This is a genomic window from Burkholderia sp. BCC1996, from assembly GCF_905339955.1.
In the GTDB taxonomy this organism is placed as follows: domain Bacteria; phylum Pseudomonadota; class Gammaproteobacteria; order Burkholderiales; family Burkholderiaceae; genus Burkholderia.
The window spans coordinates 187,469-210,561 of sequence record NZ_CAJPHM010000009.1 but is presented as its reverse complement, the minus strand read 5'-3'; the positions used below and the strand labels follow the sequence as shown (position 1 = coordinate 210,561).

At 66.9% G+C, this 23,093-nt stretch carries 19 protein-coding genes; 5 read left to right on the top strand and 14 right to left on the bottom strand.

The window, feature by feature from the left end; all coding sequences use genetic code 11:
* Positions 1-96 precede the first annotated feature (96 nt).
* Positions 97-4,599, bottom strand: coding sequence for a DEAD/DEAH box helicase (locus tag U4Z64_RS15820; RefSeq protein WP_321820436.1), 4,503 nt, complete (start codon positions 4,597-4,599; stop codon positions 97-99).
* 292 nt (positions 4,600-4,891) lie between these two features.
* The gene (locus tag U4Z64_RS15815; RefSeq protein ID WP_044842922.1) at positions 4,892-5,416 is read right to left on the bottom strand and encodes a metal-dependent hydrolase; all 525 of its coding nucleotides are present in this window, start codon (positions 5,414-5,416) and stop codon (positions 4,892-4,894) included.
* A 401-nt stretch (positions 5,417-5,817) separates the two neighbouring features.
* Here U4Z64_RS15815 and ggt point away from each other — a divergent pair, with 401 nt between their 5' ends.
* Positions 5,818-7,539, top strand: coding sequence for a gamma-glutamyltransferase (gene ggt, locus U4Z64_RS15810; protein ID WP_321820435.1), 1,722 nt, complete (start codon positions 5,818-5,820; stop codon positions 7,537-7,539).
* Positions 7,540-7,663: 124 nt separating this feature from the next.
* Here ggt and U4Z64_RS15805 read toward each other — a convergent pair whose 3' ends face one another.
* Entirely contained in the window at positions 7,664-8,587 is a 924-nt protein-coding gene (locus U4Z64_RS15805) for an alpha/beta fold hydrolase (RefSeq protein WP_321820434.1), read from the bottom strand.
* A 336-nt stretch (positions 8,588-8,923) separates the two neighbouring features.
* Here U4Z64_RS15805 and U4Z64_RS15800 point away from each other — a divergent pair, with 336 nt between their 5' ends.
* Positions 8,924-9,373, top strand: a complete 450-nt coding sequence (locus U4Z64_RS15800; RefSeq protein ID WP_124665981.1) for a winged helix-turn-helix transcriptional regulator — start codon at positions 8,924-8,926, stop codon at positions 9,371-9,373.
* A gap of 218 nt (positions 9,374-9,591) precedes the next feature.
* Positions 9,592-10,542, top strand: coding sequence for a polyphosphate kinase 2 (gene ppk2, locus U4Z64_RS15795; protein ID WP_044842926.1), 951 nt, complete (start codon positions 9,592-9,594; stop codon positions 10,540-10,542).
* A gap of 55 nt (positions 10,543-10,597) precedes the next feature.
* On the opposite strand, the gene U4Z64_RS15790 is transcribed toward ppk2, so the two are convergent.
* The 3 genes from U4Z64_RS15790 to U4Z64_RS15780 all read right to left on the bottom strand — a co-directional run bounded on the left by U4Z64_RS15790 (position 10,598) and on the right by U4Z64_RS15780 (position 12,477).
* Positions 10,598-10,999 carry an H-NS histone family protein gene (locus U4Z64_RS15790; RefSeq protein ID WP_235879370.1) on the bottom strand — a complete coding sequence of 134 codons (402 nt, stop codon included), beginning with the start codon at positions 10,997-10,999 and terminating at the stop codon, positions 10,598-10,600.
* A gap of 107 nt (positions 11,000-11,106) precedes the next feature.
* A complete protein-coding gene (locus U4Z64_RS15785; protein WP_044842928.1) occupies positions 11,107-11,694 on the bottom strand; it encodes an IMPACT family protein in 588 nt (195 codons plus the stop codon).
* A gap of 126 nt (positions 11,695-11,820) precedes the next feature.
* Entirely contained in the window at positions 11,821-12,477 is a 657-nt protein-coding gene (locus U4Z64_RS15780; protein WP_321820482.1) for a hypothetical protein, read from the bottom strand.
* Here U4Z64_RS15780 and U4Z64_RS15775 point away from each other — a divergent pair.
* Both U4Z64_RS15775 and U4Z64_RS15770 read left to right on the top strand, forming a co-directional pair.
* Positions 12,430-13,527, top strand: coding sequence for a porin (locus U4Z64_RS15775; RefSeq protein WP_321820433.1), 1,098 nt, complete (start codon positions 12,430-12,432; stop codon positions 13,525-13,527). The two genes, U4Z64_RS15780 and U4Z64_RS15775, sit on opposite strands and share 48 nt — an antisense overlap.
* 120 nt (positions 13,528-13,647) lie before the next feature.
* A complete protein-coding gene (locus U4Z64_RS15770; RefSeq protein ID WP_044842930.1) occupies positions 13,648-14,568 on the top strand; it encodes a LysR family transcriptional regulator in 921 nt (306 codons plus the stop codon).
* 156 nt (positions 14,569-14,724) lie between these two features.
* Here U4Z64_RS15770 and U4Z64_RS15765 read toward each other — a convergent pair whose 3' ends face one another.
* The 8 genes from U4Z64_RS15765 to U4Z64_RS15730 form a co-directional block, all read right to left on the bottom strand.
* Entirely contained in the window at positions 14,725-15,018 is a 294-nt protein-coding gene (locus tag U4Z64_RS15765) for a putative quinol monooxygenase (protein ID WP_124484984.1), read from the bottom strand.
* 133 nt (positions 15,019-15,151) lie between these two features.
* Positions 15,152-16,324: a pyrroloquinoline quinone biosynthesis protein PqqE gene (gene pqqE / locus U4Z64_RS15760; RefSeq protein ID WP_415750576.1), complete on the bottom strand. Its 1,173-nt coding sequence runs from the start codon at positions 16,322-16,324 to the stop codon at positions 15,152-15,154.
* Positions 16,296-16,571, bottom strand: coding sequence for a pyrroloquinoline quinone biosynthesis peptide chaperone PqqD (gene pqqD, locus U4Z64_RS15755; protein ID WP_044842933.1), 276 nt, complete (start codon positions 16,569-16,571; stop codon positions 16,296-16,298). Before pqqD ends, pqqE begins: the two co-directional genes overlap by 29 nt.
* Positions 16,568-17,320 (bottom strand): pyrroloquinoline-quinone synthase PqqC, encoded by a 753-nt coding sequence (gene pqqC, locus U4Z64_RS15750; RefSeq protein ID WP_044843142.1) that lies wholly within the window; start codon positions 17,318-17,320, stop codon positions 16,568-16,570. Before pqqC ends, pqqD begins: the two co-directional genes overlap by 4 nt.
* 103 nt (positions 17,321-17,423) lie before the next feature.
* On the bottom strand, positions 17,424-18,335 hold the full coding sequence (gene pqqB, locus U4Z64_RS15745; protein WP_321820432.1) for a pyrroloquinoline quinone biosynthesis protein PqqB: 912 nt from the start codon (positions 18,333-18,335) through the stop codon (positions 17,424-17,426).
* An 84-nt stretch (positions 18,336-18,419) separates the two neighbouring features.
* A complete protein-coding gene (gene pqqA, locus U4Z64_RS15740) occupies positions 18,420-18,491 on the bottom strand; it encodes a pyrroloquinoline quinone precursor peptide PqqA (protein ID WP_124485082.1) in 72 nt (23 codons plus the stop codon).
* A gap of 399 nt (positions 18,492-18,890) precedes the next feature.
* The gene (locus tag U4Z64_RS15735; protein WP_321820431.1) at positions 18,891-21,092 is read right to left on the bottom strand and encodes a glycoside hydrolase family 3 C-terminal domain-containing protein; all 2,202 of its coding nucleotides are present in this window, start codon (positions 21,090-21,092) and stop codon (positions 18,891-18,893) included.
* A 508-nt stretch (positions 21,093-21,600) separates the two neighbouring features.
* Positions 21,601-22,860, bottom strand: coding sequence for an oligosaccharide flippase family protein (locus U4Z64_RS15730; protein ID WP_321820430.1), 1,260 nt, complete (start codon positions 22,858-22,860; stop codon positions 21,601-21,603).
* Between the last annotated feature and the right edge of the window lie 233 nt (positions 22,861-23,093).

Below are 23,093 nucleotides of genomic sequence, written 5' to 3'. Positions count from 1 at the left end.
GCGCAATGAATCGTTCGATGCTACCCGAACGTACGCGGTGCTGCCGCGCGGCGTTCAGTAGTCCGCGATGTGCCGTGTGTCAGCCGATGTCAGGAGTCAGTGGCGGCGTGCGAGCCGCAGGCGCGCATCCTCGCGCGCGGCAGGCGGCAGCTCGGGCGCGTAATGGAACGTGCCCGCCACGAGCGACGCGACCGGCACGCCGTCGCGGAACAGCACGCGATTGCCGGCCAGCGCGGGCACCTTGTCGCCGGGCAACAGCGTGCCGGCAAGGTTCAGCGGATCGGCCCCAGTCACGCACACGTACTGGCCGTCGCCCGGTTGGCGACGCAGCTCGCGCAGGACCGGGATCGCTTCCGGCAGCGCGAACTGCTCGCCCGCGAGCCCCGCGACGAAGCGGCCGCCGCGAATCTCGCCGCGCGCTTCGAGACGTTGCAGCACCCGCACGAGTTCGCGCCAGCTCGGCAGCCAGTCGGCTTCGCGTTCGAGCAGCCGCCAGAACACCACGCCATAGCGGCGCAGCAGCGTCCACGCGATGTGTTCGAGCGCATCGGGATCGGTCGCGGGCGCACCGCGCTTCGGTGCCGGGGTTGGCGCATCGTCAGGCGCCGACATGCGTTGCACGAGCGCCCAGCGGCCGGCGTCGTCCATCCCGCCGATCAGCGCGCCACCGCGCCGCGTGCGCGGCGCATAGGTCGCGCTGCGCTTGACCGCGGGCTTCAACAGCGCGCGCAACCCGGCGAAGCTGTCTGCGTTCACGAGGCCGGCCGACACGAGTTCGCCGAGCGCCTGCTCGAGTTCGACCGGCAGCATGTGCAGTTCGTCGAGCAGCGCGTCGAAGAACATCGCGCCGTGTGCGGCAAGTGCATCGCGCACCTGCGTCGCACGCGCCGACAGCGCCGGCTGCGCGTCCGGGTCGCGCAGCGCCTGCCATGCGCCGAGGTGGCGGCGCGGCAGCAGCACGACCGGCGTCGTTTTCACGGGCGTGCCGGCCGCGCGCGCCGGCGTGCCGATGCGGGTCCACACGAGTTTGCCCGAGCGGCACAGCTCGTCGAGGCCGCCGGCCGTGTAGTCGGTCAGGCGCGCGGGCAGCAGCGCGTCTTCCCATGCGCTTGCCGCGGCTTCGTAGCCTTCGAGCTGCTCGACGACGGCCGCGAGCGCGTCGCGGCCCGTGCCGCGCGTATCGGGCGTCAGGTGCTGCCAGTGGAACAGGAAGCGCATGAAATCGGCGCGCTCGACCGGTTCGATCTCGCGGCGCAGCCGCTTGACCGTGTAGCGATGAATGCGCGCGAGCAGGTGGCGTTCGCACCATTCGTCGGTCGTGGCGCCCGGCGTGAAGCGGCCATGCATCACGTAGCCTTCGCGCTCCAGTGCGGCGAGCGCGGTCGCGATCGCCGCGGACGGCAGGCCGAGCGGCCGCGCGATGGCGTCGAGCGTCGATGGCCCGAAGCCGGTGAGCCGCGCGCGGATCACGTCGACGAGCGCGGCATCGGCTTCCCAGGGTTGCGCGCACGCGGCCGGCACCTTCAGCGCGGGCGCGACGCGTGCGTCGGGATGCAGCGCGCGCATGCAGACCAGCCGTTCGACCGGCACCCACAGCACGGCGCCGTCCGGCGTGACGAGTTGCGTCGCACGACGGCGCTCGGCCAGTTCCGCGAGCCGTTCGGGCCAGCCTTCGTGCGCGTGCGCTTCGCCGTCGGCGACGCACGCGAGCGTGAGCAGGGCGTCGTGCATTTCGTCGGCATCGCGTACGAGCGGCCACGCTTCGTCGCGCACCGCATCGATGGCATCGGCGTCGAGCGCGCCGAGATCGTCGGCCGATTCGGGATCGCTCCAGCGGCGCGACTGCACGGCCTGCGTGCGGCGCTCCTCGAGCGGCGCATCGTCGAGGAATGCATAGGGCTTCGCGTTCAGGATCTCGGCCGCGAGCGGCGACGGCGCGGGCAGGTCGCGCGCGATCAGTTCGATCGCGCCGCTTTCGATCCGGCGCAGCAGCGCGAGCCAGCCGTCGGTATCCATCGCGTCGTGCAGGCAATCGTCGAGCGTCTGGTCGACGAGCGGATGGTGCGGAATCTCGCGTTCGCCGACGACGTTCTCGACGCACGCGACCTGGTCGGGGAACACGGTCGCGAGCAGGTCGTCGCTCTTCATCCGCTGCAGTTGCGGCGCGGTGCGCCGGCCGCCGGTGAAGCGCGGCAGCGCGAGCGAGGTCGTCGCGTTCCAGCGCCAGCGCACGCCGAACATCGGCGCGTCGAGCAGCGCCTGCACCAGCACGTGCTCGGCGCTCGCCGAGCGCAGGTAGCGCCACACTTCGTCGAGCGCGAAGCTGTGCGCGAGCGACAGCGAAAGAATGATCGCGTCGTCGGTCGCGGCGGCCTGCAGCTCGAAGTTGAACGTGCGGCAGAAGCGCTTGCGCAGCGCGAGCCCCCACGCGCGGTTGATACGGCTGCCGAACGGCGAATGGATCACCAGCTGCGTGCCGCCCGATTCGTCGAAGAAGCGCTCCATCACGAGCGTGTCCTGCGTCGGCAGGGCGCCGAGCGCCGCGCGCGTGCGCGCGAGGTAGTCGGCGATCTGGCGGGCCGCATCGGGCGACAGGCGGAGATCGTCGACGAGCCAGCGCAGCGCCGGCGCAAGGCGGCTTGCGGGCGGGGCGATCGCGGTGCCGGCGGGATCGCTTCGCGAATCGGTCGCGGTGTCGGCTTCGGCCGCCTTCCTGGTTTTGCCGCGCGTGCCCGACTTGCCAGCCGTGTCGCCGCCTGCGCGCTTCGGTTCGGCCGCCGCCGTGTGCCGATCGCCTTCGGCGAACAGCCCGTCGAGCCGCGCCCGCAGCCGGCCGACCGCCGCCGACAGCTCGTCGCTGCGCCCGAGCCCCTCGCCGAGCCAGAACGGAATGCCCGGCGCTTGACCTTGCGCGTCCTCGACGCGCACACGGCCGGTTTCCACGCGAATGATCCGGTACGACTGATTGCCGAGCTGGAACACGTCGCCCGCGAGGCTCTCGACCGCGAAATCCTCGTTGACGGTGCCGACCTGGATACCCTGCGGTTCGAGCAGCACCGCGTAGTCGGCCATGTCGGGAATCGTGCCGCCCGACGTCGTCGCGGTCATCATCGCGTTGCGGCGCCCGCGCACCGTGCCGCCGACCACGTCGCGATGCAGGTACGCACCGCGCACGCCGCGGCGGCTCGTGAAGCCTTCGGCGAGCATCTTCATCACGTCGTCGAAGCGTTCGCGCGACAGGCGCGCGTAGGGCGCCGCGCGCGTGAAGCTCGCGTACAGCGCGTCCTCCTGCCATTCCGCGCAGGCGACTTCGGCGACGATCTGCTGCGCGAGCACGTCGAGCGGTGCCTCGGGAATCCGCAACGCGTCGAGCTCGCCGCGTTGCACGCAATCGAGCAGCGCCGCGCATTCGACCAGCTCGTCGCGCGACAGCGGGAACAGGCGGCCCTTCGGCACGCCGCCGACATGGTGCCCCGAGCGTCCGACGCGCTGCAGGAACGGTGCGATCCCGCGCGGCGAACCGACCTGGCACACGAGATCGACGTCGCCGATGTCGATGCCGAGTTCGAGCGACGCGGTCGCGACGAGCAGCTTCAGCTCGCCGCGCTTGAGCCGCTGTTCGGCGTCGAAGCGATGCTCCTTCGCGAGACTGCCGTGGTGGGCGGCGATCGCGTCCTTGCCGAGACGGTCGGCGAGATGGCGCGCCATGCGTTCCGCGGTGCGCCGCGTGTTCACGAACACGAGCGTCGTGCGATGCGCGGCGGCAAGCGCGGCGATCCGGTCGTACACCTGTCCCCACACGTCGGTCGCCATCACCGGCTCGAGCGGCACGTTCGGCAGTTCGAGCGCGAGGTCGCGTTCGCGCGTGTGACCGGTGTCGACGATCGTGCATTCGCGCGGCGCATCGGCCGGGCCGCCGACCAGGAAGCGCGCGACCGCGTCGATCGGTTTCTGCGTGGCCGACAACCCGATGCGCGGCAACGCGCGGCCCGTCAACGCGTCGAGGCGTTCGAGCGACAACGTGAGATGGCTGCCGCGCTTGGACGACGCAAGCGCGTGGATCTCGTCGACGATCACCGAACGCACGTTCGACAGCATCTGCCGCCCCGACGTGGACGACAGCAGCACGTACAGCGACTCGGGCGTCGTCACGAGGATGTGCGGCGCGCGCTTGCGCAGCGCCGCGCGTTCGGCCTGCGTGGTGTCGCCGGTGCGCACGGCGGTGCGGATCGCCGGCACCGGCAGGCCGAGCTGCGCGAGCGAGTCGGCGATGCCGGCGAGCGGCGCGTCGAGGTTCACGTGGATGTCGTTCGACAGCGCCTTCAGCGGCGACACATAGACGACGAGCGTCGCGTCGGGCAGCGCGCCGTCGTGCGCGAGCGCATCGCGCACGAGGTCGTCGAGCGCGCACAGGAACGCGGTGAGCGTTTTGCCGGAGCCGGTCGGTGCGGCGACGAGCGTCGACCGGCCGGCCTTGATGTGCGGCCATGCGAGTGCCTGCGCGCCGGTCGGCGCGGCAAACGTGCGGCGGAACCACGCGGCGACGGCCGGGTGGAACACGTCGAGCGCGTGGGCGGGGCGGGTGGCTGTGACGTCCATCGGAGCGTTGAAATGGGGTGCGAGCGCGCGGGCGGCCGCGCGCGAATCGTCAGTGTGCCAGACGTCGCGTGCGCGTGCCGGGCACCGCGCGCGGGGGGGAACGCGCGCGCCGGAGATTCAGATGAGGCGCGGCGCCGGCATTTCAACGGGCGTGCGCGCGCAGCGGCACCTGCTCGTTCACGGGTGCCGGATGGGGGAGAGAAGGACGTCGGGTTCGACGCGCGCCGGGCGGGTGCGGAGCACGAGGCGTGACGACATGTATCGGCGCGCGACTATGCGCTACGACGTGTCACTACACGCGATGCAGCCAGCCGAGCCAGTGTTCGAGGAACGGCGCGCGCGTCCACAGCGATTGCGCGAGCCACAGCGTGCCGCCCCAGGCGGCGGCCACGACGATCAGGTCGCAATGTCCGCTGTTCCACAGGTTCAGCGAATGGCGCCGCCAGATCCACGGCACGCCGAGCGGATTCGGCCAGTCGGCGAGCAGGTGCATCACGCCGCCGCACGCGAAGCCGAACAGCGGCGCGGCCCACAGCGGATGCGGATGATGCGTGAGCCCGTGCCAGCCCAGCGCAAGCAGCGCGATCCAGCCGATGCCCCAGTGCGTGATGGTGCGGTGCGTGATCCACAAGCGGCGCTTGCGGGTCCACCACGCGACTTCGAGCCAGTCGGGCGCGGTGCCGCCCGCGACGCCGGCCGCGAACGCGGCGAGCAGGCCCGCGTGCCAGGGGCCGGTCGCGCCGGTTTGCGCGACGAGGACGGCGGCGGCGACGCCGGCCGCGAAGCCGGACGCGTGATGCGCATTGTGTGATGCCATAGGAAACGAGACGAAGAAGCGTGAAGCGGCCGCGGACGAGCGGGAACGATCGGGCGCGAAAGCGGGGCGCTATCTTCTCAGATCGGCCTGCGCAGCGGGCGGTTCGATCGCATTTTTTTACATGTGCCGGAGCCGCGCAAGCGGCGCGTGCCGTGATTTCCGATCGCGCGGGTGCGCTGCGAATCCGCCGCATGCCATTTCGACTGATCCGCCGGCTCATTTTTTGCTCCGCCGTGTGACCGACCGCACACGATCCACGGCAATTCGTAGTGTGCGGCGAGTTTTCCGGCCGCATTCCCCGATTCACTACGAAACCGGCATAGGGCTGACCGTGCGCCAGCGGCTATAAGCGGATCAGGGGCTATTTCCAGCCCGCCGGAGACCTACATGGGGGACATGCAATGACTACGCTGAATCGCTTCAAATCATCCGCCGTCGTGCTCGCGACGATGGCCGGCATCGGCTTCCTGCCGAACACGCCGGCCTACGCGAAAGGGCCGCAGCCGGCGGTCCTGACGAGCTCGGCGGTCGCGGTGGCCGACAAGTTCAGCGCGGACGCCGCCGAGCGGATCTTCAAGGAAGGCGGCAACGCGATCGACGCGGCCGTCGCGATCGCGTTCACGCTCGCCGTCACGTACCCTGAAGCCGGCAACATCGGCGGCGGCGGCTTCATGACGATCTACAAGGACGGCAAGCCGTACTTCATCGATTACCGCGAGCGCGCGCCGCTCGCCGCGACGAAGGACATGTATCTCGACAAGGACGGCAACGTCGTCAAGGGCATGAGCCTGTACGGCCCGCGCGCGGCCGGCGTGCCGGGTACGGTCGCCGGCATGTGGGAAGCGCAGAAGCGTTTCGGCAAGCTGAAGTGGAAGCAGGTGCTCGCGCCGGCGATCCACTATGCGCGCGACGGCTTCGTCGTCGACGAGCAGCTGGCGCAGCGCGGCGTCGACGCGTCGAAGGAATTCGGCGGCAAGACCAACTTCGACAAGTACTTCGCGTCGATGAAGGCCGGCACGAACTTCAAGCAACCCGATCTCGCGGCGGTCCTCACGCGCATTGCGGATGGCGGCGCGGAAGGGTTCTACAAGGGCAAGACGGCCGAGCTGATCGCCGCGTCGATGAAGACCGGCGACGGCAACGGGCTGATCACCACCGAGGATCTCGCGCAATACCGCGCGGTGTGGCGCCAGCCGGTGCAGGCGAAGTGGAACGGCTATGACGTGATCACCGCGCCGCCGCCGAGCTCGGGCGGCATCGGCCTCGTGCAGCTGCTGAAGATGAAGGCGGACCTCAAGCAGGACTTCGAGGGCGTGAAGCTCAACTCGCCGCAATACATCCACCTCGTCGCGGAAATCGAGAAGCGCGTGTTCGCGGATCGTGCGCAATACCTCGGTGACCCCGACTTCTACAAGGTGCCGATCGCGCAGCTGACCGACGACGCGTACATCGCGAAGCGCGCGGCGGAAGTCAATCCGAAGGAACCGTCGGACACCAAGAGCGTGCAGCCGGGCCTCGGCACGTCGATGCCGGAGAAGGCGGAGACGACGCACTTCTCGGTCGTCGACAAGTGGGGCAACGCGGTGTCGAACACGTACACGATCAACGGCTATTTCGGGTCGGGCGTGATCGCCGACGGCACCGGGATCGTGCTGAACGACGAGATGGACGACTTCTCCGCGAAGCCGGGTGTCGCGAACATGTTCGGCGTGGTCGGCAGCGACGCGAACGCGATCGAGCCGAAGAAGCGTCCGCTGTCGTCGATGTCGCCGACGATCATGACGAAGGACGGCAAGGTGTCGCTCGTGATCGGCACACCGGGCGGTTCGCGGATCTTCACGTCGATCTTCCAGGTGATCAACAACATCTACGACTTCAGGATGCCGTTGAAGGAGGCTGTCGGCGCGATGCGTTTCCACCATCAGCTGCTGCCGCCGAACACGATTTTCTGGGAGCCGTACCACCCGATCGAAGGCGAACTCGCGAAACAGATCGAGGCCCGCGGCTACACGCTGACGGGGCAGGACTTCAGCGGCGACATCCAGGTGATCAAGATCGACGGCAGGACGCCGGAGGCGATGGCCGATCCGCGTGGGCGCGGGGTCACGCGGATCATTCGGTGACGGCGAGTAGCGGGTGAGTGACGCGTGCGCGAAAGCGGTCGCGCACGCGGTTCCGCGGCCGGCATGCATTCCGGTGCCGGCCGGGCAGCCGCGTCGGAGGGCTCGGACGCGCGGTGCAACGCGCTCAGGCGGTGGCGCGGATGAATCCGGCGATCCGGTCGGTCACCGCGTCGGGCGCATCCTCGAAGCAATAGTGCCCGACGCCGGCCAGCCGCTCGACGGGCGCCGACGGAAACAGCGCAGTGAACAGCGGCAGGAAGTGCTCGGCGCCGAGAGTGCGATCGGCGTCTCCCCAGATCGCGAGCGCGGGCTTGTCGCGTATCGCGCGTACCGCTGCCGCATCGGGCTCCTCGAACCGGTGCGTGCCGTCGGCAAATCCGCGCGCCCATCCGATTGCGCCCAGGCAATCGGCCGGCCGCGCGAACGGCGCGCCGTACGCGGCAATCCATGTCTCGGTGACGATCGCGTGATTCTCGAAGCCGTTCAGCTTCAGCGTGCTCAGGATATTGAAGCCGAGCTGGCCGAGCACGGTTTCGAGCGAGCCGTCCGTTGCCGCGCGCACGATCCACTGGAACCACGGTGCGTCGCGACCGTTCGCGGTCACGCGCTCGACCAGATCGGGCTGGCCGAACGGCGTCGGCCCGTTCGCCGACACGATGCGCCGGATCCGGTCAGGGTGCCGCGCGGCGAGCCCCATGCCGACCGGGCCGCCGAAGTCGTGCATCACGAGCGTCACGCGCTCGAGGTCGAGCGCGAGAACGAAGCGCTCCAGGTTGTCGATATGGTCCTGCAACCCGTAGTTGCGATCCTGCGGCGTCGCGCTTTTGCCGAATCCCATGTGGTCGGGCACGACGATGCGGTGTGTCGGGCTCAGTGCCGCGATCAGGTGGCGGAACAAGTAACCCCAGGTGGGTTCGCCATGCAGGCACAGAACCGTTTCGCCGTCGTGCGGGCCTTCATCCACGTAGTGCATCCGGAAACCGGGCGCGTCGCTGAAGTGCGGAGCGAATGGAAAGGTGCCGTCGAACGTGGCATCGGATGAAATCATCGAGCGCTCCTTCGTATGGTCGTGGATAGTGGTTTCATGTTGAAACCATTTGGAGCGTATGACATGAGGTTTCAAGTTGCAACCGAATGAATGATCAGGACACGATCGAACGCCTCGACGACGGGATGACTTCAGGTAGGAAAAATCGGAAATTCGGCAATTTTTTGGCATCGAAATGAATGAGCCGACTAACCCCGACTAACCAATTCCGATGAGGAACCCGGTTTCGTTCGTGCTCCTCGAACAATGGACGCACGGCGATTGATTCTCAGTATTGTTGGTTTTATATTGAAACCTTCATTGCCCATGGCACCATCCGCCGTTCGACTTCCATCGATGACCAGACGAACCACCCACGAAGATTCCCTTTGCGGCGTTGCCCGCCCGCTGGATGCGATTGGCGACTGGTGGTCGCTGCTGATCGTCCGCGATGCATTCGACGGGCTGCGCCGTTTCGGCGAATTCCAGAAAAATCTCGGCCTGGCGAAGAACATCCTCGCCGCGCGTTTGCGCAACCTCGTCGCGCACGGAATCATGGACATGGTGCCGGCCGCGGACGGCGGCGCGCATCACGAATACGTACTGACCGAAAAGGGGCGAGGCCTGTTTCCGCTGCTCGTCGCGCTGCGGCAGTGGGGCGAGGATTTCTTCTTCGAACCGGACGAGGCGCACGTGCTTCTCGTCGACCGCAAGACCGGCTTGCCCGTCAGGAAACTCGAGCTTCGCGCGCAGGACGGCCGCGTGCTCGGGCCCGAGGACACGGTCGTGCTGCCGCCGCCCGGTTGACGCACCGCCAGCGGGCGGGCGTCACCGCGCCAGCGGCGCATGTGCGTGCCCGATCCGCTCGGGAGCGGCGGTTCGATCGCGTTCAAGTACGATCTCGGCGAGCGCGCGGCCCGGATTCCGCTTCTGAGGGGCGGATCGACCCCCTTTTTCATCAATTTGACGCGAGACGCTGGGATAATGGCGGTGTTTGGCTGCGTCAATTGAAGGAAGGAGGCCCCATGGGCGATAACGATACCCGCACCGAGACCGACGACTTCACCGATACGGCATCGCTCGAATCGCGCCAGCGCCGTTTTGAGGAAGACCTCGTCGACGCGTACGACGAAGAACTCGAAATGGAGCTCGACGACCGACGCTTCGACAACGACGAGGATCTGCTGTTCTCGCCGGAGCGCCGCGAAGCGCGCAAGCAGTATTTCCGCGAGCTGTTCCGGCTGCAGGGCGAACTCGTGAAGCTGCAGGACTGGGTCGTGAGCACGGGGCACCGGCTCGTCGTGATTTTCGAGGGGCGCGACGCGGCAGGCAAGGGCGGTGCGATCAAGCGCATCACGCAGCGCCTGAACCCGCGCGTGTGCCGCGTGGCGGCGCTGCCGGCACCGAACAATCGCGAACGCACGCAATGGTATTTCCAGCGCTATGTCGCGCATCTGCCGGCCGGCGGCGAGATCGTGCTGTTCGATCGCAGCTGGTACAACCGCGCAGGCGTCGAGCGCGTGATGAATTTCTGCACCGACGACGAATACGAGGAGTTTTTCCGCTCGGTACCCGAGTTCGAGAAAATGCTCGTGCGCAGCGGGATCCAGATCGTCAAGTACTGGTTCTCGATCACCGACCATGAGCAGGAGCTGCGCTTCCAGAGCCGGATCGAGGATCCGTTGAAGCAGTGGAAGCTGAGCCCGATGGATCTCGAGAGCCGCCGCCGCTGGGAAGCGTATACGGCCGCGAAGGAAGAGATGATGCTGCGCACGCACATTCCCGAGGCGCCGTGGTGGGTCGTGCAGGCGGTCGACAAGAAGCGCGCGCGCCTGAACTGCATCCATCACCTGCTGACCCAGGTGCCGTATCACGAGGTGCCGCGGCCGACGATCGATCTGCCGCAGCGCGAGCATCACGAGGACTACATTCGCCGTCCGACGCCGGACAGCATGATCGTCCCGGACGTTTATTGAGCGGTTCGGGTCGACTGCATCGACCACGGAGGCGCGCCGTGCAATGCGGCGCGCGTTACTCCCGGATCAGGAACGCGGCGCGGTCGCGCCCGGCGATCCAGGCGGGCGCACGACCGCGGCCGCTCCAGGTCGCGCCCGTCGCCGGATCGCGATATTTCGTGCCCATCGTGAACAGCTTTGCGCGATCGCTGTAACCCTGCCCGAAGATTTCCCGCGCGGTCAGCGCATGGTCCGTCACGAGCTGGCGTACCTGCACCAGTGCCGCTTGGCGTTCATGGCGGCGCGCCGCCCGGATGCGTCGATCGAGTTCCGCGAGCTGGGCTTGCAGTTTTTGCAGTTGCATGCGTCCGATATCCCCGTAGCTGAATTCTGATTGTTGGCGATCGTTGGCGACGCGCGGTGTGCCGCATGTCTGCACGCCCGGCCAGGCGTTTGCAGGACGCGTCGCGAGGAACACGGGGGAGATTAAGTTTCGGCGCGCGGGTTTTCTATCGGACGCATCTGAATTTTCACGGGAATCTGTGTGAAACCCGTGGCGGCGAGGCCGGGCGGGTTGCCCGATCCTCACAGGTCGGGGAAGCCCGAGCGCCCCTGCGTCAGGTCGAACAGTTCGGTCTTCGCCGCCGCCTCGGCCGTTTCCGGCAGCTTGATCACGAGCTTCACCGTCATCCCGTACGCGCTGTCCACCAGCGCGTAACCCGCCTGCTCGATCCAGCGGCGCACGCGCGCCTCGTCCGGGTAGCCGATTTCGATCGCGAACCGCGTGTGGCGAATGCGTTCGACGCGCTCGGCATCGAGCAGCGCCGACGCGATCGCGTCCGTATAGGCGCGCACCAGGCCGCCCGCGCCGAGCTTCACGCCGCCGTAGTAGCGGACCACCGCGCCGAGCACGCCGTCGAGATCGTGATGACGCAGCACTTCGAGGATCGGTCGGCCGGCAGTGCCCGACGGTTCGCCGTCGTCGGACATGCCGGACTGGCCGCCGGCGAGCAGGGCCCAGCACACGTGGGTGGCCGCCGGGTGTTCGTCGCGCAGGCGCTGCAGCGCCTGCATCGCGGCATCGCGGTCCTCGACGGGGATCGCGAACGCGATGAAGCGGCTCTTGCGGATCTCGAGTTCCCGGGTGTAGAGGGTGGCAAGCGAGTAAGTCATGTTCCGGGAAACGGTGAATGTATAAGAATCAAGGAGATAGGGGCTCCTGTGCGGCGCGCTTCCGATGGCAGGCGATGCATGCCGCAGTCAGGCCCGGCAGGGCGCCTGAACGGGATGAGCAACGGGTCACGACGGAATTTTACCGTGGCGCGTGTCGAGTGATTCGGCGCGGTCGCCGCGCCGGCCGCTCAGGAGCGTGAAAACGGGTGCGACGAACGCGACCGCCGGGTGACGATCGATCAGCGGAGCGCTTCGCCCGGGTTCAAACATCGGACGTGAAGCGCGGTCGGGACTTTCCGGAGGACGAAAGCGGAAAATCCGGAAGAAGGGGTTCCGTGCCTGGCAAGTGGGGACCTCGCGTGCGCCGGTTGGCTCGACGTGAGCGCGAAGCATCGTGCGCGGCGGAGGGGGGGCGCGATCGCATGCGCATTCGATTCTCGTCGGCGACGGATCGCGGCTCGGATCGTCGCTCGAATCGCGGCGCATCTGCCGATGCACCGAACGAGTGTATGTGAACCGCGATGCGTTGCGTAGCCGGGAGATGCAGAACATTGTGTTCTCGCCGGCCGAACGTCGAAGCGTCATTCCGTGCGCTAGACTCGTGCCGTCGATGCGTGCCGCCTGTCGCGCGATCGGGCATGACGGCGGCGTGCGTGTGCGTACCTGCATTGCGCGGGATGATTGGAAGGTCCGGTCGTTGTGATTCGGATTGCGAAGCAATGAAGAAGGCGGTTCATGTTCGGAAAGCGTTTCTATGTCCCGGCCCTGTTGATGGTTGCGCATGTGCCGATCGCATGCGCGCAGAGCAGCGTCACGTTGTTCGGCGCGCTCGACGTGGGACTGAGTTACGTCAGTAACGAAGGTGGCCACGGCAATGCGAAATTCGACGACGGGATTTTTACGCCGAGCCTGCTCGGCTTGCGCGGAAGCGAAGATGTCGGCGGCGGCTCAAAGGTCATTTTCCAGCTGGTCAGCCAGATTTCACCGGGTACCGGCGCGCTGATCGGCAATGGCCTGTTCGCGCGTACCGCGTACGTCGGTGTGCAGAACGACCGGCTGGGCACGCTGACCTTCGGCAACCAGTATGAATTCATGGCCGATACGCTGTTCTTCAGCGGCACCGACGCGGCGGCCGATGTCGCCGGACTGTACAACCTGCGCCACGGACCCTTTCGCAAGCTCGCGCTGCCCGGCAATCCGACCGGCGCGTTCGACTGGGACCGGATGGCGGGCAGTCAGCGTGTGGCGAACGCCGTCAAGTTCGTGAGCCCTGTCATCCATGGGCTGAAGGCGGGCGCGCTTTATGCGTTCGGCGGCGTGCCGGGCTCGATCGGCGCGGGCAATACGGTGAGCGCCAGTCTCGACTACGAGGCCGGACCGTTCGGCGCCGCCGCCGCGTACACCAACGAGAAATATGGCGCACAGCCGGGTTCCGTCGCGACGAGTGTGCGTAACTGGGGCGCAGGGGCGCACTACCGGATCGGACCGGCGAACCTGAGCGCGCTGGTGACGACCGTTCACAACGCTGCGTCCGGTGGCTCGGTGTGGATGGCCGAGTCGGGCGGTACCTGGCAACTCTCCGGTCCGGTCAGGATCGGCGCGGATTACCTGTACATGAAGGGCAATGCGGCGCTCGACAACGACCACGCTCACCAGGTCACGGCGACGGTGCAGTACACGCTGTCGAAGCGAACGATGGTGTACGCGACCGGTGTGTGGCAGCGGGCAAGCAGCGGTGCCCGGGCGCAAATCAACGGTGTGATGGATCCGGATGGCGCGTCGTCCGGCGCGAACCAGGCCATTGCCCGCATCGGCCTTCATACGCTTTTCTAGCGGTGTGCACATCGCGCAGCCGGTATCGGCGGCGGTGCTCATGCAGCGCGAACGCTGCAGGGCGCGGCACCGGTATCGGCAGGAACGGGCCGGATCGGCCAACCGGAGGCTTGCTGTCTGATGCAGATACTTCCTGACCTCGAGGCGTGGGCGATTTTCGCGCACGTGCTCGAAACGGGCTCTTTCGTCAGGGCCGCGGAGGCGCTCGACCTCTCGCAGCCGACCGTGTCGAAAGCCATTTCCCGACTCGAGCGCCGGCTCGGCACGGCGCTCTTTTATCGAAACTCGCGTCAGGTTTCGCTGACGGCCGCCGGCGAAATCGCCAAATCGCGAGCGATTCGCATTCTCAGCGAAGCCGCGGCGGCGGAGAACGAGGCGTCGTCGCACGCGACGGAACTGCGCGGTCTGGTGCGCGTTGCCGTGCCGATGTCGTTCGCGAGCCGCCACGTCGCGCCGCTGATCCCCGCCTTTCTCGAACGCTATCCGCAGGTGGAGATCGACCTTTGCGTCACCGACCGCATCGTCGATGTGGTCGGCGGCGGGTTCGACGTGGCGGTGCTCATCGCGGAACTCGCCGACTCGTCGCTGCGGGCGCGCCGGCTCTGCGCGGTGAATCATCCACTGGTGGCTTCGCCGGCCTATCTGAAACGTTGGGGGCGACCGACGCATCCTCGCGACCTGGCCCGGCATGCGTGTCTCGTCTACACGGGGTTGGCGACGCCCGAGTTATGGCAATTCCGTCATGCGTGCGGAGACGCGTTCGCGGTCACGGTGCGCGGCATCATTCGCAGCAACAGCGCCGACGTGATCGTTCCCGCGCTGCTGGCTGGCCGGGGCGTCGCGTTGCAACCCGAGTTCGTCGTCAGGGACGCGTTGATGCGAGGCGAACTGGTGGACGTATTGCCCGAGTGGCGGATCGATCCGGTGGGCGTGAATCTCGTGACGCCGCCGAGCAGCTTGCGGCCGTTGCGCGTGACCGCGTTCCTGGACTATCTGGCGGAGCGCCTCGCTGCCGCGCCATGGGCGGTAGCCGGCGCGTGACGGGCCGTCGGTGCGGAACGTTGCAAAAACGGATTCGATGGGTTGCCGGACACCGCGTCGCTCCCCGCTGAATCCGGGGCGACGACGCGGCGCGCGGCGAGATGTCCGGCGTCGCGCGCACGCGCATGAAACGGTGGTCAGCGCGGGAAGGGAGGGTCAGGCGAGGCGAGACAGTTTGAAGACTTCCGAGCGCTCGACATTCTTCACGCCGTTGGCGTGGAAATTCAGGATGTGTGCGCCTTGCGTGTGATGCTTTTCGCGCAGGGCGGGATCTGCCCAATGCTCGACAAAAACGAACCGGCGCGGATCTTCGCTATCGACGTGCACCTCGTAGCGCAGATTGCCTTCTTCATTCTGCGACGGACCGGCAAGGGCGATCAGGTCTTCGCGCAATTGCGCCTCCTGCCCCGCCTTGGCGTACAGCACGGCGACGATATGAAGGTCGTTCATGGTCTGCTCCGGTAATGGGTCTGACGATCGGATCCGATCGAACGAATTATAGTGAGCCGGCCCGGCGCGATGCGCGAACATTGCGTTCCAAATCAGGAAACACCGGCGATCGGCGGCGAGCGCGCGGCGCCGTTCAGGTCTTCGTCAATTCACGCGAATTGCGTACGTTGCGAAACACGAGTTGCGTCATGGGTTGCAGCGGCGCGAGCGCGGCCTCGCGTGCTTTCTCGATCAGGCCGTGATGAGGCGACTTGCCGCAGACGGGATCGGTGAGGCTTGCATCGCCCGTCATCAGATACGCCTGGCATCGGCACCCGCCGAAGTCCTTCTTCTTCTCGTCGCACGACCTGCAGGGTTCGGGCATCCAGTCGTCGCCGCGGAAGCGGTTGAAGCCGAACGATTCGTACCAGATGTGTCGCAGGTCGTGATCGCGCACGTTCGGAAAGGCGATCGGCAGTTGCCGCGCGCCGTGGCACGGCAGTGCGGTGCCGTCCGGCGTGACGATCAGGAACAGGCTGCCCCAGCCGCTCATGCAGGGCTTCGGCCGCTCCTCGTAGTAGTCGGGCGTGACGAAGATCAGCTTGCATGGGTTGTTCGCAGCGGCGAGCTTCGCCCGATACGCGTTCGTGATGCGCTCCGCGCGCTCGAGCTGCGCGCGGGTGGGGAGCAGCGCCTGACGGTTCAGGTAGGCCCATCCGTAATACTGGCACGTCGCGAGCTCGACGTAGTCCGCGTCGAGCGCGATGCACAGCTCGATGATGCGGTCGATGTCGTCGATGTTGTGCCGGTGCGTGACGAAGTTCAGCACCATCGGATAGCCGTGCGCCTTGACCGCGCGGGCCATCGCGAGCTTGTGGGCGAATGCCTTTTCCGATCCGGCCAGCATGTCGTTGACCGTCGCGTCGCTCGCCTGGAAGCTGATCTGGATGTGATCGAGGCCGGCGCGGCGAAACGCCTCGATCTTCTGCTCGGTCAGGCCGATACCCGACGTGATCAGGTTCGTGTAGTAACCGAGGCGGCGCGCCTCGCCGATCAGTGCGGCAAGATCCGGACGGACGAGCGGTTCGCCGCCCGAGAAGCCGATCTGCACGGCGCCCATCTCGCGCGCTTCGGCCATGACCCTGAACCATTGTGCCGTGTCGAGCTCCGCGCCCTGGCGCGAGAAATCGAGCGGATTCGAGCAGTATGGGCACTGCAGCGGGCACCGGTACGTCAGTTCGGCCAGCAGCCACAGCGGCAATCCGGTTGCCGGCCGCGCGGCGTCGGGCGTCACCGGTTCACGCGAGTTCGATCCAGTGTTGGGCACGGGCGGTCTCCATGAAATCCTCGACGTCGGTACCGAGTTCGGGCACGTCGGGGAATTGCCGTTCGAGATGCGCAACGATGTCCGCGACGGTGCGCGTGCCATCGATCAGCCCGCCGATCGCACTCGCGCTTTCGTTGAATCTGACCATGCCTTCGGGGTACAGCAGCACGTGCGCATGCTGGGCCGGCTCGAACTGGAAGCGAAAACCCGGCCGCCAGCGCGGCACGCGATTCCTGTCGAAATTCATGGTGCGATTCCCTTGTGCCAGACCGGCTGGTCGGTGACGGTGTGATAAGGCGGCCGATGCAGTTCGTAGGCCATCGACATCGCGTCGAGCATCGTCCACAGCACGTCGAGCTTGAACTGCAGGATGTCCAGCATCCGCTGCTGGCTCTCGTAGGTCGTGTAATGCCGCAGCGTGATGTCGAGCCCGTGCTCGACGTCGCGGCGCGCCTGACCGAGGCGCGTGCGGAAATATGCGTAGCCGTCCGGATCGATCCACGGGTAGTGGCGCGGCCAGGTGTCGAGGCGCGACTGGTGAATCTGCGGCGCAAACAGCTCCGTGAGCGAGCTGCTCGCAGCTTCCTGCCAGTTCGCGCGGCGCGCGAAATTCACGTAGGCGTCCACGGCGAAACGCACGCCGGGCAGCACGCGTTCCTGCGAGCGCAACTGCGCGCGGTCCAGCCCGACCGCTTCACCGAGCCTCAGCCACGCCTCGATACCGCCTTCGTCGCCGGCGGTTCCGTCGTGATCGATCAGGCGCTGGACCCACTGGCGGCGAACCTCGCGGTCGGGGCAATTCGCGAGGATCGCCGCGTCCTTCAGCGGAATGCTGACCTGATAGTAGAAGCGGTTCGCGACCCAGCCCTGGATCTGCTCCCGGGTCGCGCGGCCTTCGAACATCGCGACGTGGTACGGGTGGTGGATGTGATAGAAGGCGCCCTTGGCACGCAGCGCCTGCTCGAACTGGGCGGGAGTGAGAGCGGGTTGGCTCATCGACGGTTCCATGACGTTGGGGACAGTGGAAGGGCGTGCGTCGTACCGCAATCGACGTCGTATGCATCACGATGCGCGTCGCGGCAGCGGGACCATGCGTTTTTTATAGCACGATGTCCATCCCGTCAAAGGCGACCTCGATCCCGCGCTGCCGCAATTCCGCGCGTTCGGGAGAACCTTCGTCGAGGATCGGATTGGTGTTGTTGACGTGAATCAATACCTTGCGCGGGCCCGGCACCCGGGCCAGCACGTCGAGCATGCCGTCCGGACCGTTCAGTGCGAGATGACCCATTTCGCGGCCGGTGCGTACACCGACGCCGCGTCGCAGCATCTCGTCGTCGTCCCACAGCGTGCCGTCCACGAGCACGCAGTCCGCGTCGTTCATCCGTTGCAGCAGCGCGTCGTCCACCGTGCCGAGCCCGGGTGCATGGAACAGCGTGCCGCCGGTGCGGCGATCCTCGACGAGCAGGCCGATGTTGTCGCCGGGATGCGGATCGAAGCGATGCGGCGAATAGGGTGGCGCCGCACTGCTCAGCGGCAGCGGCGTGAAGCGCAGGCTCGGGCAGGCCGGCACGGTGAAGCTGTCGCCGAGCACGATGCGGTTCCAGACCAGCCCGCCGTTCCAGTGCGCGAGCATGTTGAACAGCGGAAAGCCGCTGATGAGGTCATGGTGGACCATGTCGGTACACCACAGCTGCAGCGGACAGCCTTCGCGCAGGCTGAGCAGGCCGGCGGTATGGTCGATCTGGCTGTCCATCAGCATGACGGCGGCGATGCCGGTGTCGCGCAGCGCACGGCCCGGCTGCAACGGCGGGAAGGCTTGCAGCTGCGCGCGAATGTCGGGGGACGCGTTGCACAACACCCAGTTCGCGCCGTCGTCGGACAGCGCGATCGACGACTGGGTGCGGGCCTGCGCGTCGATCGTGCCCGCGCGAAAACCCGCGCAGTTCGCACAGTTGCAGTTCCATTGCGGAAAGCCGCCGCCCGCGGCGGATCCGAGGATGTGTATGAGCATGACGGTGCGACGAGGGGCCGGGGTGCGAAGCAAAGAAAAAGCCTCGGCAGGCCGAGGCTTTCCTTACCGGATGGCGTGCCCGAATCAGCGATTCGACACGTACATCGTGACTTCGAAACCGAGTCGCAGATCAGTGTAGGCAGGTTTGGTCCACATGGGAGAACTCCTTTGCAATGACGACTGACGACGAAGCGCGCTCGCGGACCTGCCGACATGTTCTACCCCGACCATCGGCGACGAGACCGTGCTGCGGCTTCACTACGCTATCACATTCGTGCGGTGGGCGGCCGGTACGAAGTCCGGTAAATCGCACGTTCACATCCTACCCGAACGGATCGCACGAGCAAGTCAATCCGGGCATCGATGGCATTCCCGGTTTTCATTCATGTGCGCATCGCGCACGCATTGCCGACACCTGGTCGACAATGCGAACGAAACACCGCGATTGCGCATTGTTTGCCGGCCGGTGGCGCCTCTTTAATCGTACGAATCGACGCGTTGTGCGTGGGTGCCGGGCGGCGTTCCACCCGACACCGGCATCGTCAGGCCGGCTGCCTAGCTGCCCTGCAGCCGGATATCGCGCGACGACGCGCCGACATACACCGTCCCGCCCGGCACGACCTTCCAGCCATTGCGCGACGTATCCCACACGCTCTGCATCCGCGGCGACACGGTCACGCGGACATGCCGTGCCTCGCCCGGGTTCAGCCGGATCTTTTCCCAGCCGACCAGCCGCTTCGGCGGCTCGTCCTTGTACGGCACGCCGAGATAGACCTGCGGCGTTTCCGCGCCGGCGACGCGGCCGTCGTTGCGCACGGTAAACGCGACACTCAGCGAGCCGTCCCGTTGCCGCGACACCGACAACCCGGAATACGCGAAGTGCGTGTACGACAGCCCGTGGCCGAATTCGAACATCGGCTTGATGTTGCGCGCGTCGTACCAGCGGTAGCCCATGTTCAGCTTCTCCGCGTAGACGGGGTCGTTCTCGAACGCGCCGCTTTGCCCCCAAGCCGGCGAATCCTGGTCGCGCGCCGGGAACGTGACGGGCAGCTTGCCGGACGGGTTGACCGCGCCGAACAGCACGTTCGCGATAGCCTTGCCGCCGCCTTCGCCCGGATACCACGCCTCGACGATTGCCGACACGTTGTCCTTCCACGGCATCAGCACCGGATTGCCGCTCTGGACGACGACGATCGTGTGCGGGTTCGCCCGCGCGACCGCTTCGACGAGCGCATCCTGATTCGACGGATTCGCGAGACTCAGGCTTTGCAGATCGCCGAAATCCTCGCCGGCCGGCTGCGCGACCACGACGATCGCGACGTCCGAGCGGCCCGCGAGCGCCGCGGCCTGGTCGATTTCCTGCTGCGTGTACGCGCGGAACGGCGACTGCTGGTCGCTGTTGCCCGCGAACGTGACTTGTGCCGCCGGCGCGAGCGCGCGGATCGCCGCGACGATCGGCACGTCGACCTTGAGCCACGGATTGCGCCACCAGCTGCAGCCGGTCGACACCCCGAACGTCAGGCCGCCGCAGCCCGCGAACGAACCGGTGACCGGATCGCGCGTGTTGCCCGAGCCGCCGCCGGACAGCACGGCCGCATCGGCGTGGCCGCCGATCACCGCGATGCGCGACAAGGCCGCGGCCGCCAACGGCAACTGGTTGCCGTCGTTCTTCAGCAGTACGATCGACTGCTCGGCGACGCTCTGCGCGAACCGGTTCGCGGCCGCGAAATCGATCGTGCCGCCGCCCTTGGCCGGATCGTCCATCACGCCGACGCGGATCATCACGGCGAGCTTGCGGCGCACCATGTCGTCGAGGCGCGCGGTCGATACCGAGCCGTTCGCGATCGCCTGCTTGACGGCCGCCGGCGTCAGGTAGACCGACGGGCCGACGTCTTCTTCCTCGTCGAGCCCGGCGTTGATCGCGGCGGCCGTGCTGTGCGTCGCGCCCCAGTCGGATTGCACCTGGCCCTGGAAGCCCCATTCGTTCTTCAGCACGTCGTTCAGCAGATGCGTGTTCTCGCACGCGTACGCGCCGTTCAGGCGGTTGTAGCTGCACATCACGCTGCCTGGCTGCCCGCGCTTTGCGGCGATCTCGAACGGCAGCAGGTAGAGCTCGCGCAGCGTGCGTTCGTCGATCTGCGTGTTGCCGCCCATCCGGCCATGCTCCTGTTCGTTGCCGGCATAGTGCTTGATGGTCGCGATGACCTTCTGCCGCTGCGTGGCGAGCGTGCGCTCCGCGAGCAGGTCGGCTGCGAGCAGCGGATCCTCGCCGAGATACTCGAACAGCCGGCCGCCGCGCGGCTCGCGCGCGAGGTTGGTGCCGCCGCCGAGACCCATGCCGAACCCTTGCGCTCGCAACTGGATCGCGACCTGCTTGCCGTAGTCGTACGACAGGCGGCGATCCCAGCTCGCGGCGACGGCGATCGTGGCGGGGAAGGTCGTGCTCGCGAGCGACGTGCTGCCGGAGCCGGTCGCGGAGTCGACCATGTTGAGATCGGGAATGCCGAGCCGCGGCACGCCCTGGATGTAGCCGGCACCGCCGTTCTGCACCTTCGACATTTCGTATTGCGAATGGATGAACTGCAGTTTCTCGTCGAGCGTCATCTTGCGCACGAGGAGGTCGGCGCGCCGCTGCGCGGCGGACGACGCGAATGTGTCGGCGGCGTCGCCCTGCGAATTGAAATCGGCGTTGCCTGCGTAGGCGGTGGTGCAGAGGGTCGCTGCCAGCACGACGGCCGGCCAGTGTTTGTCCCGCATGTTGCTCTCCATGATCGTATTGCCGGTTGTTGTTCGGATGATGTCTGGAGCTGCGCACGTCCGGTGGATTCGCACCGGACGCATTCGGCTGGCGATGCAGGGTAGTTGCGCGTCGGCATGCCAGGCCAGGCGGGGAATCGTTACGGCCGGTTGGGCCCGATCGGACAACGCGGACGGCGACGCGGACCGTCCGACACTGCCGAATCGGATGTAGCGATTCTCTGCAGATGCCCAATCGTACGAATGTAGTTTGACTACAGCATCGGTGTTTCTACTGATACGTATGATCTTTTTTCGATGCGGGTGTGCGATGTGGGGAAAAGCCGGTAAGCGTTCCTGATTGTGCGTGTGCAGCAGGGTAAGAAGTACCCGGGGGCGGTCGTTTCGAGGGGAGGCGGATCGGTGCTGGCGACGGGGCGTGTGGGGGAGTCGTTGCGTGTGCATCGAATGGAACCCCGTCGAATTCCGGTCGCCTCGGGGAAAACCGGCAGCACGGACGCTGCGCCAGCTAACCGCGCCGAGCGACGGGACTGCCCGGCAGCGGAATCCCGGCGCGATAGACGACGGTCGCGAGCGCCGCTGCGACCGCAGCCTCGGCCGTCAGCACGGCGGCGGCGGCGCCCAGTTCGGCGAAGTACTTCGCGAGCACCGGCACGAGCACGATATTCAGAATGCCAGATGACATCAGGACACGCGTGAATTCGGACTTCATTCCGAGCGGCAGCATCGTCTGCACACCGAAGAGGTCGGTCATCCCGGCCATGAATGGAATGAAGGCCATCCAGCGCAGCACCTGGACCGTCGGTTCGTACGAAGGGCCGTACAGGATGCGCACGGCGAGCGGCGCGCCGAAGAAGATCGCGAGCGAGATGCCGAGCACCATCGCGACCTGCACGACGAACAGCTTGCGCAGGAACGAGAACGCGTCGTTTCGCGCATGCCGCATCAGATAGCTGATGCGAGGATAGGTGGCGGCCTTCAGCGGCTGGAGCATGCTGAGCGCCGCGCGGATCAGCTTGTCGCCGGCGGCGAAGTAGCCGGCCGCGACGTTGCCCGACACGAAGCCGAGCAGCACGGTGTTGGTCGACGCATAGAACGCGATCGACGTCGATGCGAGGAACACCTGCCAGCCGCCTTTCAGCGATTCGGCGATGTCGGCGAAACCTACGCGAACGAAGTCGATTTCGCGCTGGGCATACAGATAGACGGCCAGTACGAGCGCTGACAGCGTCGGGACGGCCGCGTTGACGATCATCGCGCGGTCGATGTCCGCCGGGCTGTGCACGAGCGCGAACATCGCGGGCAGGCTCAGGATGCGGCCGACGAACAGGATCACGCTCAGCGCGCGCAACTTCTCCATGCCCTGGAAATACCAGCCCGGCGTGAACGCCACGCCGGCCACCATCCCGAAGCCGATCAGCAGCAGGTCGCGGTCTTCGCCGAAGCGGCCGACCAGCACGATCAGCCCGACCAGCACGATGAAACAGATCACCGCGATGCCGATCTGCGCATACAGCGTCGCCCAGAAGATGCGGGAGCGTTCGGCGCGGTTGTCGCGCGCGAGCGCGATGCGCGGCGTGGCAGTCAGGTCGAAGCTGTAGCTCGTGCAGTTGGTGAGGTACGCGATGACCGCGAGCGAGAACGCGAGCTGCCCGTAGCCTTCCGGGCCCAGCGCGTGCGTGAGCAACGGTGCGATCAGCAGCGGCACCGCATACATCGAAATCTGCAGCGTCAGCAGCAGCAGGAAATTCTTCTTGAGGTTTGACATTCGCTTGGTCGGCGCCGTGGGTGTCGCAGGGCGGCGAGGTGCGGGCCGCCGTGCGCTCGCGCGGCCGGTCGGCGCTGACCCGGCTGCGTGGGTTCGCGGCCCGTTCCGGCTGGCGCCGGTTTCGTCCGGCGATGCCGGACACGGCCACATCGCATGGCGGTCATGATACGGGGCGAGCGGGACGACTGTGTTCGCGAGCCTACCTTTCGCGGATTCGGCGCACACGCGCGGCG